The sequence below is a fragment of the Rickettsia japonica YH genome (assembly GCF_000283595.1).
In the GTDB taxonomy this organism is placed as follows: Bacteria; Pseudomonadota; Alphaproteobacteria; order Rickettsiales; family Rickettsiaceae; genus Rickettsia; species Rickettsia rickettsii.
Window position 1 is genome coordinate 974,814 of sequence record NC_016050.1, and the last position, 15,556, is coordinate 990,369.

Sequence of the window (15,556 nt, forward strand, 5' to 3'; positions counted from 1 at the left end):
CTCTTAGTTTATCATTTTGGTTTTCTTGAGTGGCGATTCCGTAATGCAAAATTAGAAGATATAGAAAAACAAACATGAAGATAGCTACTTGGAATATTAATTCCATAAAAACAAGACTTAATTTATTGCGTCATTTTTTATCTAAAGAAAATCCGGATATTTTATTATTGCAAGAAATAAAATGTGAAACCGCAAAATTTCCTTTTGATGCATTATCCGATCTACCTTATAATTCTTATGTTCACGGACAAAAATCATATAACGGCGTTGCTATAATTTCAAAGTTTCCTGCCGATGAAATAATTAAGGATTTTTCGAATAATGACTGCAGTGATCAAGCAAGATTCTTAGAAATAAAATTATCATTACCTATAGGGTTTTGTAATATAATCTCGCTCTATGCTCCTAACGGTTCATTTGTCGGTAGCGATAAATTTGTAGCAAAACTAGCATTTTATGATAATTTTATCAATTATCTATCAACTAAAAAATCTTTTGACGAAAAAACTATCATAGGCGGTGATTTCAATATTGCACCGTTCGATATAGACGTATATTCACCTAAGCTACTGGCTGAAACTACTTGTTTTACTGAGGTTGAACAAAAAAAATTACGCACTATTCTAAATTCCGGATTTGAGGATTTATACAGATTAATGCATCCGAGTAAGCAAGAATTTTCATGGTGGGATTATAGAGCCGGATGTTTTGAACAAAATAAAGGTATGAGGATTGATATGATTCTTGGTTGTAATAATACTATTGACTATTTAGAAAATTGCTATATGGATTATAATTTAAGGACTCAAGAAAAACCTTCAGATCATATACCGGTAATTGCAAGTTTTAAGGGATAGTCAATGTGGAATGTTGCTATCTTAGGATGCCGTATGTCATTCCCGCGTAGGCGGGAGTCCAAAAAAATAGCTTTAATATTGATATAGGAGTTACATAATTTGATAAAATAACCATATAAAAACAAGTTTTTATATGATTTTAATGGATTCCCGCCTACGCAGGCATTACATAGACCACTTTTTAAAAATAAATATATGTCTCCAAAATTCATGACATTTTACGAAAAATATATGATGATTGTCGGTACAATCGGCAATTTTATGTTCTATGTACAGGCTCATAAGATTTTCACCTGCCAATCTTCGGCTTCTGTTTCTATGCCTGCCTTTACTATAAGTGCTATTGCTCTTTGTAGTTGGCTTATATACGGCATATTAATGAAAAATACACCTATTATAATAGCAAATATAGTAGGTGTTATCGGGGCATTATTAGTTCTCTTAACCATAATAATATATTAATAATGACTAAGAAAATCATTACTTTAATTGGTCGTCCGAATGTAGGCAAATCAACGCTTTTCAATAGATTAAGCATACGTACAAAAGCTATCGTTCACGATGTGCCAGGCGTCACTAGAGATAGAAAATATACAGACGGCAAAATCGGCTCTTTTGAATTTTTGTTAATTGATACCCCAGGACTTGATGAGAATCCTAATAGTATGGGAGAGAGGTTAATGGAGCAGACTACTAAAGCAATTTTAGAGGCAGATTTAATTTGCTTTATGGTTGACAGTAGAAGCGGAATATTACCTGATGATAAGTTACTTAGTAGTTTTGTTAGAAAATATAATAAGCCGGCTATATTGGTAGTTAATAAATGCGAGAAAGCTTTTGATTTTGATAAAGAGTACTACAAATTAGGGTTTGATAGTATGATAGCTATCTCTGCCGAGCATGGCACAGGCTTAATTGATTTATATGACGAAATTATTGCCAAGTTACCTGAAGAAGAATCAATCGAAACAAATATAGCCGATCCAATTAAAGGAGATTGTTTGCAGATAGTAGTTAGTGGCAGACCTAACGCCGGAAAATCTACTTTTATAAACGCTCTTATTAATGATGAAAGATTATTAACCGGTCCTGAAGCCGGCATTACTCGTGAATCAATTGAAATTGATTGGCAATATAAAAATAATCATATTAAATTGATTGATACGGCAGGACTCCGCAAGAAATCTACTATTACAGAGTCTTTAGAAAAATTATCGGCATCGGATACTATTAACAGTATTAAATTTGCTAATACCGTAATCTTAATGATTGATGCTTTAGCTCCTTTAAAACAGCAAGATTTAAATATTGCAAGCCATGTGGTAAATGAAGGAAGAAGTATAGTTATAGTAGTGAATAAATGGGATTTAGTTAAAGAATCCGAAAAAGAAGCATTTCAGGAAGAATTTTATTATCAGATAAATACTCATCTGCCTCAGGTTAAAGGTATCCCCGTTCTATTCATTTCAGCAATAAATAAACAAAATATTGAACAAGTGCTAGATGCTTGTCTTAAAATTTATAAAATTTGGAATAAGAAAATAACTACTAGCAAATTAAATGAATGGCTTAATTTTACTACGGAAGCACATCTGCTGCCTTTACAAAAAGGCGGCAGAAGAGTGCGTGTAAAATATATGACTCAAACAAAAACCCGCCCTCCTACTTTCAAGCTATTCTCCAATAATCCAGAAAAGATTACCGATAGCTATACTAGGTATTTAGTAAACAATATGCGTGAGGCTTTTGACATGCCGGGCGTTCCTATTAGATTCATTTACGTAAAAACTAAAAACCCGTATGTGTAGTTTAAAATTAATTAATAACAGTTTAGTTATTAGCACCGAAAAATCTGAATTAGATATATTACTAGATAATATTACTGATTCTAATTGTCATCATGCATTTATTAAGTAATGATAAGACTAAAGGTAATGAAATATGGTAACTTATATACTTTAACCAAGCTGTAAATTAGATAAGTTCGCTATTCCAACTACACTTATTTTTTTCTGTTTTTTTATATGTATTATTCCCGGTGGTAACAATACATAATTCTAACTGCAAATCGGCAAGAACAGTATGCATTGATTTAGTAATACTCGGAGCATCAGCATTTTTTACTTCAAAGCCGTATTTCTTACCATTCTTAATAATTAATAAATCTAATTCTGCTCCTGTTTGCGTTCGCCAAAAAAATACTCTGCATCCGTTTTAAATTTACGTATTAACTCCTCTATTACAAACCCTTCAAATGAAAGACCGCGTTTTGGATGAACATACCAATCATGTTCGTGAATCCCTAATAATGCATGTAGTATTCCGCTATCTCGTATATAGACTTTTGGTGCTTTCACTTGATGTTTTGAGATATTTTCATACCAAGGTTTTAATAACCGAATCATAAAAGTTTGCTCTAATATTTCAGTATAACATTTGATAGTCATATCCGTTAAACCGAGCGACCTTCCAAGCTCGTTATAATTTAATAATTGCCCATGATTATGAGCAAGCATCATCCATAACTGCCTCATTACATGTGCATTAAGAGATATTCCTAAACTAGGCAAATCACACTCGATAAAACTAGTGATGTAGCTATTACGCCATCTAAGACTTGGGACATAATTTTTTGCTAAATATGATTTAGGAAAACCACCTCTTAACCATAACTCCCTAAAATCATTTATCTCTATTAAATTGAACGGAGTAAGCTCCGTATATTCAATATGGCCGGCTAATGATTCTGAAGATTGTCGTAATAATTCTCCAGAAGCACTACCTAATATTAAAAATTTTTTGTTTGAATAGTCAGCAAGAACTCTTAAATAAGGAAAAATTTCAGGTTGTCTTTGAATTTCATCAATGACTATTAAACCGTTTAAAGGCTCAAGAGTTGTTTTAAGATTCTTAAATTGATCTAAGTGAGCTGGATCCTCAAGGTCAAAAAAGTAGCTCTTTTCATCTTCTTTAAGCTGTTTAATATAAGCGTGAGCTAAAAAGTAGTTTTACCACATTGCCTTGGACCGAGAATGGAACAAATAGGGAATATCTCAAGGGCACCTGTGATATGTGTTAAATAATAATTTCTTTCTATCATCCTTGTAATTTCATAATGACACTTTGAATTTACAATATAATTTTAATCAAATAATAACAAGATGTTTCTAGGTCCTGTGCACTTTTGATTAATGATTATAATTATTAGATCTTTTTAAGCGAAAATTAATAAGATTTTTGAAGGAATAGTTATGCATATTTCAAAAAAATTTTATAATTTCCAACTAAAAAGAGCCATAATTATGATTATTCTATTAAAAGTGCACAGGACTAAGGCTCCTCTACCGGATTTTCCTATCTCTCTTCGTCTTTCTTCTAATACCTTACTTGTATGCGGTCCTACCGCTTCTTTATCTTTACTAAATTTACTTTTTCCTAAATTAACTATAGTTTCTGCTACTACTCCTAGCACTTTTGGATCTGATAATAATTTTACCGTATTCATGTTTGCTAAATTTATCGGCAATTTGAATTTTTGACCCTTAGGTGTTTTATTTTAAAACTCATCTACAACCGGTCCTAAACTACTTGCATGTTTTGTTAATAGTTCAGGAAGGTCTTTTTCAATTATTTTGCTTATTTCCGGATTATGGTTTTTAATTTGTATCAAAGGACTAATCAATTCCTTTACCTCTTTTACCTTTTCTTCTTTTGATTTCTCTTCCTTTGGAAGTGGCTTAATTAACTGAAATTTTTGTATTATATCAGCAACTTTATCGCTATCGGGAAGAGCGAGGCTTGCAAGTTTAGTAATTGACGGCAGAGCATCTTTTAAAAAAGGCGTAGATGCATCTAATGCCTTATGTATAAACTCCGGATCTTTCCCTTGTGATTCTATTCTTTCCGTTACTTTAGGATGTTTTAAAACATCTAATATATCCTGTTTATTACTATCTAAATATCGCGGTAATTGTTTTCTAAAACAGGAGATAAATTATCAATAATGTTTTTGGCATTTTCAACTAACTCTACTATTTGAGGTTTTTTGCCTTTTAATAACTCTTTTTTAGTTTCAGTATCTAACCCTTCCATATTTAGGTTAATTTTAGTCCAACGCTGATTTTCTTTAAGCTGACTATAAGCTTTTATAGCTGAAGGAGTACTTTCAATTAATTTTTCGCTAGAATTTACAAGTAGTGCTACTGTATTTGCAATTAATTCAGGTTTAGCGATTTTTTGTGCTTTATTATTGATTATATTTTCCGTAATTTGAACTAACCCCTTTTGATTATCAGGATTTTTTAAAATTGTACTAAATCGTGATTAAGAAGGGGTTTTACTTTGTCTGAAGTAATAATGTCATGTATATTTTTAATATAGCACATTGAGATGACGCGTTTTTTTGTTTAATATTCTTATATATTTCTTGTACTTTTGAGTTTAAATCGCTTTCTAGTACTTTAGATATTAAATCTACTACTAGTGTAGATAATTCTCTGATAAATTTAGGACTTATTTTGTCTAATACATTTATTTTTTCTGTTTCGGAAGTTTGAAAGTTTTTTGTTATTTTGCTAAGCCTCTTATTTAAAATAGGCGTGAGAAGATATGGGATAACTTTATACTGTCAAAGAGTTTCTTTTGAACTATTGGATATAGTTTCGGAATGTAAAACAGAAGCACATTTTTTTATAAGCGATGCTGCATCTGCTATCATCTTGCAACCAGCTTCAATAGAACCTACACTATTGGTAGCACTTCTCGCTTTTCTGAGGTTATTAAGCTCCAATGCAAGATCAGGTAAAACTTGAAGTCTCCCAGGTAAACTGCAATGCACTAGGAACATTCCCGACTGCTTGGATAACACTTTGTATTATACCTAAATTATCTTTATTAAGATCTAGATATCGTTTATTTAACTCATCATATTTTTTGTTACCTGTGTCAGCTCCAAGAGCTAAATATCCAACTTGAACCCACGAAAGGTTTTTATATTCTTCATCAAGCTGTTGCCTTATATTATCAATGGATTCCTGCTCTTGCTCTTGGCTTTTAGACATTTAAATACCTTTATATAATTTAAAGGTTTATAAAATTTTACTTTTTAATTTTTGTTAATTTTAAAAGTCATGGTTATCTTGCAATGGTTTTTTACTATAATTTTTCATCTACCGGTAAATCCATACTAACCTCTCCACACAAAAAAACAATATTCTCCATTACCTGAGGATCTATATCCGGGTTGTTATACTCTTTATTTTTCTGAATCCAGTTGTAATAGTAAGGATCAGGCCATAATTCCATAATTTTCGGTAAAGATTTTTGCTGTATAGTACCGACATTATACTCGAGTTTTAAAACTTCAGCCGGCATTCACCCTACATCACCGATAAAATATATTGCTGAGAAATACAAAATCGATTTAATATTATTATCGGGATCTATATGGATTTATAATATTTACGTTGTACATCATTAAGCAATTTCGCTACTATAAGTGGTTTATCAAAATATTTTTCTATACTTACTAAAGCTATATTTTCTAAGTTTTCGGGGCATTGAACAATTTTATCTAAAGCCGTTAATTTTTCAAACTCTTCCTCTCCTATTTTTTCTTTTAGGTCTCTTTTATATTTTTGTTCTTTATCTGAAGGAAATACTAATTTATCATTTTTACAATCAACCAAAAAAGGAGTAGTAATAGGATATTTAATAAATAAATCTTTTAGTTTCATAATAATAAATTTCTTAATATATAAGGCTATAATATTAATCATTTTTATATGTCAAATAATATCCTCTAGACTATCTAGGTCATGCTTTACCAATCGTAACAACTTCGCTTCAGGGCTTAGATTTTTCACGGCCCATTTTTTAATCCAAGGTTCAGCGAGCTGCCACATATTAACAGTACCGTCTAACTGTCTGCCTATCCCTTCCACCATTATTAAAGTCTTTTGCAATAGCAATAACTCCGGTTGTACTTCCATGCCGAAATCTTCCGTGATTTTAAATAAATGTGCAAGCAGCTTACCTATGGAAACATTTTTTATGGGCGTCCCTACTATAGGCTCGGTAACTGCTCTACAACTTTGAGCGAATAAAGCTAAATCGGTATTTGATGGGATGTAGCCGGCTCTTAAATGTACTTTAGCAACTAATTTATAATCACGCCTTAAAAAGCCAAATAAACTTTCGGCAACGGCTAAACGATCTTTTTCTTTAAGTCTGCCCATAATACCGAAATCAAGTAAAATTATCTTACCTTGCTTATTCACTAAAATATTCCCTGCATGTAAATCAGCATGAAAAAATCCGTCTCTATAGGCTTGATTGAAAAACATTACGGCAAAATCCTGAGATATTTTTGCAGGCTCTAACCCCATTTCCTTTAGTAGCAAAGTATCATATATAGAAGCACCGTCTAACCACTCGGTGGTTAGTATATTTTCTGATGTTAAATCCCAATATATTTTAGGGATTATCACATTAATATCATTTCGCATATTATCCGTAAGCTCAGAAGCTGCTGCCGCCTCTAAACGTAAATCAAGCTCAAATTTCATAGTTTCATGAAATTTATCGACTACTTTAATCGGTTTGAGCCTTTTTGCTTTAGAAAATTTTGAGATAATTTTTGCAAGAAAATATAGCAGCTTAATATCTCTGTTATATTTTTTATGAATACCCGGACGCAAAATTTTTACCGCAACATATTCACCGGTTATAAGTTGTGCTTTATGTACCTGCGAAATTGATGCGGCAGCGATGGGGGTATCGTCGAAGTGTAAGAAAGGGAGGGCGTCATTGCAAGCAGCTGTAAGTTGCGTGGCAATCTCAGGAATGTTGCCTGAGATTGCTTCGTCGACATAAATGTCTCCTCGCAATGACGTTATCAACCTTCTAGCCACTCCACCATCAAACGGAGGTAGCTTATCTTGCAGTAACCTTAAATAACCTGCTATCTCTGCTCCTACTAAATCGGCTCTTGTCGAAAGAGTTTGTCCAAATTTTATATAAATAGGTCCAAGATCACTTAAACAATCTATTAAGCGTTTGCCGTAATCTTCCCGTGATTTTTTTATTAACGAGACCGGAGCAAAAAATAAGGCTAATATATAACCGATAAACCTAAAATATTTAGGGCTTCTTGAATCAATTAAGATTTGCTTTTTACTGATGATACGAAAAATACGTATTAAATTAAAAAAATTACTTATCATCTATTATATACTCCGAAGTAAAATAAAGAGTAGTATACGAAGATCAACTTCAAGAAGAGCAAGGAGTTCACAAGTCGAGGAGCGGAGCGTATACTTGAGTACCACAGATCTTGTAGAACGACGTAGCCAATTTTTGAAGTTCATCGAGTATACGCACTGTGGATAGCAACTATTCCGCCACTTAGATTTTTATAACCGACTTCCTCAAAACCGGCGTCTTTAATCATTATTCTAAACTCGTCTTGTGAGGGGAATAAAGCTATACTTTCGACCAAATATTCATATGCCTCTTTATTACCCGCTATCATTTGACCAATACTCGGTATAACATTAAATGAGTAGAATTTATAGAAATCTTTTATGTAACCTTCCTTTACTTTTGAAAACTCAAGACATATAAACTTGCCCATTGGCTTTAAAACCCTACATGCTTCCTTTAAAGCCTTATTTATATCAGGTACGTTTCTAATACCGAATGCTATAGTATAATAATCAAAACTATCATCCGGAAACGGTAGTTCTTCAGCACTGGCTACAGTAAATTGAAGATTTTGAAATAAATTCAGATCTATTGCTTTTTTCTTAGCTTGCTTTAACATTTCTTCATTAATATCACTTAAAGTTAAAGAGATATTATTCACTCTATCTCTTGCTTTTTTAGCAAGTTTTAAAGCAATATCACCGCTACCGCTAGCAACATCTAATATATGAGAGTTAAGATTTGGAATGTGCCTAATAAATTCATCTTTCCATAAGCGATGTAATCCCAAACTCATTAAGTCATTCATTAAATCATACTTATCAGCGACATTAGAAAAAACGTTATTTACTAAACCTTGTTTTTTAGTGTAGTCTACTTTTTTAAAGCCAAAATTTGTTTGGTTCATAGTTTTTTATTATAAATATTAGTATCAAATGCCGGAACTTCCTGAAGTAGAAACTCTTAAAAACTCTCTAAAAGATAAGCTAATCGGGCTTATTATAGAAAATGTAGAGTTAAAAAGAGATAATTTACGTTATAAGCTATCCACGCTTTTAGCTACAGAAATCTTAAATACTAATATACTGGATGTTAGGCGTCGTGCAAAATATTTAATTATAGATTTTAATAATGATTATTCTTTAATAGTTCATCTAGGCATGAGCGGTAGACTTACTCTGCAATCTGCTAATTATAAAACTCAAAAACACGATCATGTGATTTTTGATTTAAGTAACGGCGAAAAGTTAATTTTCAACGATACTAGACGATTCGGTATGATTTATAGTTTTAAGACTGATCTCTTAGAAAAAGAATTTTTTAATGATTTAGGCATAGAGCCTTTTTCTGATTTATTGACGTTAGAATATCTAAAAGATAAGCTACAAACTAAAAAAATACCAATAAAAAACTTGATTATGGATAATAGAGTTGTAGTCGGAGTCGGTAATATCTATGCTTCCGAAAGTCTTCATTTAGCTAGAATTCATCCGGATAAATCAGGTAGCGATTTAAGGGATGATGAAATAGAAAATTTAATTAAATCGATTAGAGATGTGTTAACTAAAGCTATAACTGCCGGCGGTACTACTCTTAAAGATTTTGTAAACGGCGATAACAAACCTGGTTATTTTACTCAGCAACTTACGGTTTACGGTAGAGAGGGACAAAGTTGTTTAAGCTGCTCTAGCACTATTATCAAGACAAAACATTCAGGCAGAAGTACTTTTTATTGTAAAACTTGCCAATATAGTTAATGGACTTGACATATTTTTTAAAACCATTTATAAAGCTCTTTATTATTTATTCAATTAATAACTATAAAATATATGAAAGTAGACTCCTTGCATAACCTATCTTATAAAAAGGAGTTTGAAGGAGGCACGAAACGCAGCACCGCAACATACAAAAAGGTACGTGAGGATGCGAGTATTGGATCGACGTATATCACAGATACTTCAAAAGTTGGGAGTCAAATAAGTGGTGAGCCTGTACAGCGTATAAAAATACGTGAGCACAGGCAAATCCCCAAATTTAACTTACCAAATCTTGAAGTATCAAAGGTATACAAATTACCTTTAGAAGGAGGTTATGCAAGGAGTCTAATAAAGCCGGTGATTATGGTAGGAGGTAACGGTAAAAGACTATGGCCTTTGTCATCTAAGGATAAACCGAAACAGTTTAAAAAAATATTGAGTGATCTAACTTTACTTCAGCAAACATTAAACTGAAATAAATTTTTAGGACAACCTACTATTATTACTTCCAAAAAATATGAATCAATCACTAAAGAACAAACAACAGCAATAGATGTAGAAATAGCATTAATTACTGAGCCTTTACAAAAAAATACTGCCGTTTGTGCCATTATTACGGCATTATCGGCTACAGCACAAGGATTTGATATTGTAGTGTTACTACCTTCAAACCATCATATAGCGGATGATATAAATTATCTTAATACCATAAATAAAGCTTTACATTATGTTAATGAATTCGGCATTTGCACTATGGGTATTCCTATAAATGTTATAAGTGCCAAGTATGGCTATATAAACACAGGATTATCAATTGCAGAAAATGCTTATCTAGTTGATCATTTCATTGAAAAACCTATATTAGAGCAAGCAAACATTTTCAAAGTAATGAATATTTTTGGAATTCAGGAATTTGTGTATACGATGTTAACTTCTTCTTAAACTTAGCAATGAACCTTCAACCTGATTTATTCTGTATTGCAGAAAAAGCATTTAATACTGCCGTAAAAAATGAGAATAGTTTGGCCATAGACAATGAGGCTTATAATGAAATCGCAGCAATTTCTATAGACAATGCCATAATGGAATATATTTCGGGAATGGTCATGATAAAAGCCGATTTTGCTTGGAACAATCTTGGTACTTGGCATTCCTTATTACAGGTAAAACACCGGAATATAAACGACAATTATTGCGAGGGAAACGTAGTAACAAGCAATACTACAAACTCTTTCATTAGTTCTAATAATAAATTAACTATCGTAGTAGGTCTTGACAATGTCATAATTATCGATACTATGAAAACGGTCTTTTGGTTGCCGATAAATCAAAAATGAATGATCTAGAGAAAGCTAAAATCCTATTTACTGCTCTTTTTAATGGAAAATCTGATTCATCACCGAATTATGAAATATATGAAAAAGCTTTTCTAAATAATATTTTATCTTCTGAAGAAATAAAATTAGAAACTATGAAGGGAAATAACGAAGCTTGTTATATTCTTGCTAAAACTTACGAAATAATTAATCGTAACCCCCAAGATGAATATAACTCTATGTTATTAACATTGATTGGAAGTAAATTAGGAAATACAGAATGTACACAGCTTGTTTATTCATATCCTATAAAATATACAAACTTTGAATCTACTGTTAACAATTTTATTCTATAGGACAACTTAATATCACTTTTGATGATGCTATATTATCAGCCGCTTACTCCGATACTTTAAATACTTCAATGTTAGGAGACTCAAATTATAATAATATGTATAACCTTGGTTGAACACCGCTAATATTCAAGGCTATTGACATAGCGTTATTGCTTATATATCCTATTTTTATGAGTTTAAACCTCATCATTCAAATATAGCTAATCTTATAAACTTCAAAAATCTGTAAGTTATAGGAACAACTTAGTAATAAAGCGGTTCATTTTAGTTGAGTTACAACATGGAAAATACTACAGAAGAACAAATAATAATATCTGAAGTCAAAAATGATGAAGACATAGATGAAGAAGAGAAAAGGTTAAAAGCAGAAGATTCACGAAAGCAACTTAAAGCAATACTAATAACATTTGGTATTATTTTGACCGGTTTTTTAACTTTTACTTATTTCTTTTTTAATTACATCGAAGAAAAAGCGGAAGAATACAAACAACAGCAACAACAAGAAATTCAAAACACTAATAAGAGTTGAATATTAGATTACCACACTTCTCCTTTAATTATGATCTTGTTGTATGGCTACGATGTCATTCCAGCAAGGTATTATTGCGTAGATCCCACCCCGTCATTGCAAGTGACTGGAAGAAGCGTGACAATCCAGAAAAAATAACAAAAAAATGCTGTAAATCAGCATTTTTTACTGAATTACTGCGTCAAAACTTACAGTTTTTCCTCGCAATGACGAAAAAAACAATCCACGCAGGCAATGCCCGCTCGTAATGACTATTTTTAAGTTTAGATTGCTTGAAATTAGTTTTATCAAAATCATAGATAAAATCTTTGATAATAGGCACTATAAAATGTTTAAATTTTCTTCCGCTAAATACCCCGTAATGCCCTGCCCCTTTTTGTAAATGGTATCTTTGCATTGATTCAGGTATATTTGAACAAAGTTTTAAAGCAGCTTTTGTTTGCCCTACCGCTGCAATATCATCTAATTCCCCTTCAATACCGAGTAAAGCACATTTAGTAATATGTTTTAAATCGATCGGACGCTTCTCAGAAACTAATTGACCTCTTGCTAACGAAAATTGTTAGAATACTTCATCTATAGTTTGTAAGTAAAACTCTGCCGGCATATCCATACCTGCTAAATACTCATCATAAAATTTAATAGTATGATCGGCTTTTTTATAGTCAGCATTTAATAAACTTTGCCATAATTCTAAATGTGAATCTATATGACGAAATAAGTTTAAACTCATAAAACCAGCAAGTTGGCAGAAGCCGGGATATACTTTTCTACCATGTCCGGGATAGTTTGACGGCACCTGCATTGTAACCATTTGGCAGAACCATTCTAAACTTTTACTTTGAGCGAATTCATTAACTGCCGTGGGATTTTTTCTAGCATCTATAGGGCCCCCATCAAAATCATCGAACTCGGCACATTTGGACTATTACTCTCCGACATTAAGCTAATGGCGGCAAGCAGTGGAACAGTAGGTTGGCAAACTGCCATAGTATGAACATTCGGTCCTATAAAATTGATAAACTCCATTACGTAATCAATATAATCATCCATATCAAAATGCCCTGCTTCAAGCGGCACATCACTGGCTTCCGTCCAATCTGTAATATGAATATCGGTATACAGTAATAATGCTTGTACTGTTGTTCTAAGTAAAGTAGTGTGATGTCCCGCTATGGGTGCTACTATTAATAATTGAGGTAATTCTTTTTTAAAACCTATTTTCTGAAAATGCCTTAGTTCACAAAAAGACTTTTTTAGTATAACTTTTTCATTAATGTTATAGGCTTTTTATCTCATGTTAATATGCTTCTTTTAGAATTTTTATACCTAAACGCATTGGAGCAATTTGTGCTCTAAGCCCCTCTAACATATAATATGTATAATTAGTACTTAAATCACAGTTAATCATAATTTATCCACAAATTTAAAAATAATTAATATAAATTTAGTTTAACACTAAAAATTCTCAGTACATTAATTTTAGGACTCACAGCTTAAATTTTTATAAATGCGTGATAATAATGGTCTATATATAAATATGTTTATTTTTTCTTCTTATTTTGCTTAGGAATTTTATTTACGTGGTCATTTAATATTAAACCAAGTACTATCATTCACTTTCTGTTTTTTATAGAATGTATCAATATTATTTATATAATTTTCAAAATCTTTATTCTCTTCTGCTAACCTATTAGCCATATTCCAATCTATTTCCGGTCTTTCTCTAGCAGGAATTGATATTTTACTATCTTCAGGATTTTCTATATCTACTAAAATAAATCCTATACCATGCCTAGTATCATTTTATCTACTTTTAATTAAATCAGCAGCAACTAAATAACCATAATGTGCCCATGAGGAATTTGATAAAGCCTGAAAAAAAGATTCTCGTAAATTACTACGATTGATAATTTTTTTTGCTTCAAAAGACCAAAGCCTTGCTTGTTTTCATGCATAATATTTAGCACAATCTTTAATTAGTAAACTCCACTTTTCATTAAGAACTGCCATACCTACCCAATCTGGGGTAACCATTTATTATTACCTTTAGTTCCTTGTTTATTTAAAGAAAAATTATGCTTAATAGGCATATTATGAATCTTCAATTTGTTTTGAAGATATAATGCCAGTGCATCACATACTTGCACTGCGGTTATTTTATCTTCTTTATTTGCATTTATTTTAGGTTCTGTGGCTTGTTCATTATTGACATAGTAATCAGGGTTTTGTGAATAATAACACTTTAGCTTAGGTTTTAGCTCTATTCTAATATTAGGTTCTTGTCTTCGTTCAGCAGAAAGCTTACTACTGCTCATTTCACCTGCATCAATTCCTATAATCTCCTTATCTTTTTCTTCTTGAGTCTTGCTTCGTCAATGTGATTTTCTATAAGCCATTCAGCTATGCCATAAGAAGTAAATTTCTGATCTTCATGTACTTTTAAAAAACCAATGATGGTATTTTTGCGATTAAATTCCATATCAAATATACTAATAATTGAAATGCTATAAAATATACATGTTATTTTAAAAATTTCAACTTTAAATTATCAAACTTGATGTTTTTATAAAGTATTATTTATATATTTTTCAAATTTAGAAAATAATGTTTTGAAGTTATGAGTAGTAACATTTGCTACTTCTTTTGATGTTATATTTTTGAGTTCGGCAACTTTTTCAGCGACATACCTAACAAATGCCGGTTCGTTTTGTTTGCCTCGCATAGGCGTAGGAGCTAAATAAGGAGTGTCGGTTTCTATTAATAACCTATCAAGCGGTATATATTTGACTATTTCTTGTAAATCAGTAGCATTCTTGAAAGTTATAATCCCTGACATTGAAATATATAAACCGATATCTAGCATTTTTGCCGCTAGATTTTTTGAAGAGGTAAAGCAATGTATTAAACCTGGAAATGTGCTGTTACGCATTTCTGAGGTTAAAATGTCAATAGTATCTTCGTCTGCTTCTCTTGTATGAACAATAACAGGCAGGCGTGTACTAGACGCCGCATGTATATGTGCTACAAATAAATCTTTTTGTAATTTTTGATCGTAAGGCTGATGATAATAATCAAGCCCCGTTTCACCGATTCCGATAATTTTCGGATGCTGGGTTAGCATAATAATTGCCTCAGCATCTGAGTTCGGGAAGACATAGTCTTGACGTAGCAATCTTGTCCAAGCTTCCTGAGATTGCCACAGCACTTGCAGTGCTTCGCAATGACTAATAAAAGAATTCACTTCACACGGATGCACCCCAACACTCGCAAAAACATTTTCATATTTTTCAGCTATCTCTAAAATAATAGGTAAATTTTCAATTTTAGTGCAGATAGTTTGCATATACTGCACATTATTTTCTAATGCTCTTTGGATGACAGAATCTAAAAGCACTGCGTCATACCATGGTTTGACTACGGTATCTAGAAAACAACTAATATTAGTTGTTTTAATACCCTCACTAGATCCCGCGATGCGATCGCGGGATGACAAGTTACTAAGTAAATTAAGATGACAATGTGAATCTATTAACAT

At 31.9% G+C, this 15,556-nt stretch carries 18 protein-coding genes and 3 pseudogenes; 8 read left to right on the forward strand and 13 right to left on the reverse strand.

All coding sequences use genetic code 11. From position 1 onward, the window contains the following. Window positions 1-74 precede the first annotated feature (74 nt). The 3 genes from xth (at window position 75) to der (ending at window position 2,665) form a co-directional block, all read left to right on the forward strand. Window positions 75-857 (forward strand): exodeoxyribonuclease III, encoded by a 783-nt coding sequence (gene xth, locus RJP_RS05345; RefSeq protein ID WP_014121009.1) that lies wholly within the window; start codon window positions 75-77, stop codon window positions 855-857. 195 nt (window positions 858-1,052) lie between these two features. Next, entirely contained in the window at window positions 1,053-1,319 is a 267-nt protein-coding gene (locus RJP_RS05350) for a SemiSWEET family sugar transporter (protein ID WP_041405562.1), read from the forward strand. Between the two features lie 2 nt (window positions 1,320-1,321). Continuing rightward, complete coding sequence (gene der / locus RJP_RS05355) at window positions 1,322-2,665, forward strand: ribosome biogenesis GTPase Der (RefSeq protein ID WP_014121010.1); 1,344 nt, start codon at window positions 1,322-1,324, stop codon at window positions 2,663-2,665. Window positions 2,666-2,815: 150 nt separating this feature from the next. Here the strand turns inward: der and RJP_RS11450 are convergent. From RJP_RS11450 to ubiE, 9 genes and pseudogenes are all read right to left on the reverse strand, one after another. After that, window positions 2,816-3,957, reverse strand: a pseudogene (locus tag RJP_RS11450) (ATP-binding protein). A gap of 171 nt (window positions 3,958-4,128) precedes the next feature. Continuing rightward, complete coding sequence (locus tag RJP_RS05365) at window positions 4,129-4,362, reverse strand: hypothetical protein (protein ID WP_024704329.1); 234 nt, start codon at window positions 4,360-4,362, stop codon at window positions 4,129-4,131. A 51-nt stretch (window positions 4,363-4,413) separates the two neighbouring features. Continuing rightward, window positions 4,414-4,539: a hypothetical protein gene (locus tag RJP_RS11110; RefSeq protein ID WP_269446264.1), complete on the reverse strand. Its 126-nt coding sequence runs from the start codon at window positions 4,537-4,539 to the stop codon at window positions 4,414-4,416. Between the two features lie 272 nt (window positions 4,540-4,811). Continuing rightward, window positions 4,812-4,949 carry a hypothetical protein gene (locus RJP_RS10735; protein ID WP_225981248.1) on the reverse strand — a complete coding sequence of 46 codons (138 nt, stop codon included), beginning with the start codon at window positions 4,947-4,949 and terminating at the stop codon, window positions 4,812-4,814. Between the two features lie 704 nt (window positions 4,950-5,653). Then, complete coding sequence (locus RJP_RS10740; RefSeq protein ID WP_225981249.1) at window positions 5,654-5,917, reverse strand: hypothetical protein; 264 nt, start codon at window positions 5,915-5,917, stop codon at window positions 5,654-5,656. A 94-nt stretch (window positions 5,918-6,011) separates the two neighbouring features. Then, window positions 6,012-6,230: a hypothetical protein gene (locus RJP_RS05380; RefSeq protein ID WP_024704330.1), complete on the reverse strand. Its 219-nt coding sequence runs from the start codon at window positions 6,228-6,230 to the stop codon at window positions 6,012-6,014. A 68-nt stretch (window positions 6,231-6,298) separates the two neighbouring features. Further along, window positions 6,299-6,592: a hypothetical protein gene (locus RJP_RS05385; protein WP_050982262.1), complete on the reverse strand. Its 294-nt coding sequence runs from the start codon at window positions 6,590-6,592 to the stop codon at window positions 6,299-6,301. Window positions 6,593-6,643: 51 nt separating this feature from the next. Further along, window positions 6,644-8,080 carry a 2-polyprenylphenol 6-hydroxylase gene (gene ubiB / locus RJP_RS05390; RefSeq protein WP_014121012.1) on the reverse strand — a complete coding sequence of 479 codons (1,437 nt, stop codon included), beginning with the start codon at window positions 8,078-8,080 and terminating at the stop codon, window positions 6,644-6,646. A gap of 140 nt (window positions 8,081-8,220) precedes the next feature. Continuing rightward, window positions 8,221-8,967: a bifunctional demethylmenaquinone methyltransferase/2-methoxy-6-polyprenyl-1,4-benzoquinol methylase UbiE gene (ubiE, locus tag RJP_RS05395; protein WP_014121013.1), complete on the reverse strand. Its 747-nt coding sequence runs from the start codon at window positions 8,965-8,967 to the stop codon at window positions 8,221-8,223. Between the two features lie 28 nt (window positions 8,968-8,995). Here ubiE and mutM point away from each other — a divergent pair, with 28 nt between their 5' ends. From mutM to RJP_RS05425, 5 genes and pseudogenes are all read left to right on the forward strand, one after another. Then, the gene (gene mutM, locus RJP_RS05400; RefSeq protein ID WP_014121014.1) at window positions 8,996-9,817 is read left to right on the forward strand and encodes a bifunctional DNA-formamidopyrimidine glycosylase/DNA-(apurinic or apyrimidinic site) lyase; all 822 of its coding nucleotides are present in this window, start codon (window positions 8,996-8,998) and stop codon (window positions 9,815-9,817) included. A gap of 72 nt (window positions 9,818-9,889) precedes the next feature. Continuing rightward, a pseudogene (locus tag RJP_RS09870) lies at window positions 9,890-10,759 on the forward strand (sugar phosphate nucleotidyltransferase). Window positions 10,760-10,767: 8 nt separating this feature from the next. Continuing rightward, window positions 10,768-11,154, forward strand: coding sequence for a hypothetical protein (locus RJP_RS10745; protein ID WP_225981250.1), 387 nt, complete (start codon window positions 10,768-10,770; stop codon window positions 11,152-11,154). Then, the gene (locus RJP_RS05420; protein ID WP_024704333.1) at window positions 11,151-11,489 is read left to right on the forward strand and encodes a hypothetical protein; all 339 of its coding nucleotides are present in this window, start codon (window positions 11,151-11,153) and stop codon (window positions 11,487-11,489) included. The genes RJP_RS10745 and RJP_RS05420 overlap by 4 nt, the downstream gene beginning before the upstream one ends. A gap of 280 nt (window positions 11,490-11,769) precedes the next feature. Further along, window positions 11,770-12,018: an RP671a family tick cell line-upregulated protein gene (locus tag RJP_RS05425; RefSeq protein ID WP_024704334.1), complete on the forward strand. Its 249-nt coding sequence runs from the start codon at window positions 11,770-11,772 to the stop codon at window positions 12,016-12,018. 256 nt (window positions 12,019-12,274) lie between these two features. Here the strand turns inward: RJP_RS05425 and phaZ are convergent. The 4 genes and pseudogenes from phaZ to RJP_RS05440 form a co-directional block, all read right to left on the reverse strand. Further along, a pseudogene (gene phaZ, locus RJP_RS08720) lies at window positions 12,275-13,429 on the reverse strand (polyhydroxyalkanoate depolymerase); the annotation flags it as partial. 604 nt (window positions 13,430-14,033) lie between these two features. Next, window positions 14,034-14,336, reverse strand: a complete 303-nt coding sequence (locus RJP_RS09880; protein WP_014014672.1) for a hypothetical protein — start codon at window positions 14,334-14,336, stop codon at window positions 14,034-14,036. Between the two features lie 17 nt (window positions 14,337-14,353). After that, window positions 14,354-14,500 carry a hypothetical protein gene (locus RJP_RS09640; protein WP_014014673.1) on the reverse strand — a complete coding sequence of 49 codons (147 nt, stop codon included), beginning with the start codon at window positions 14,498-14,500 and terminating at the stop codon, window positions 14,354-14,356. A gap of 84 nt (window positions 14,501-14,584) precedes the next feature. Next, window positions 14,585-15,556, reverse strand: coding sequence for a TatD family hydrolase (locus RJP_RS05440; RefSeq protein WP_014121016.1), 972 nt, complete (start codon window positions 15,554-15,556; stop codon window positions 14,585-14,587).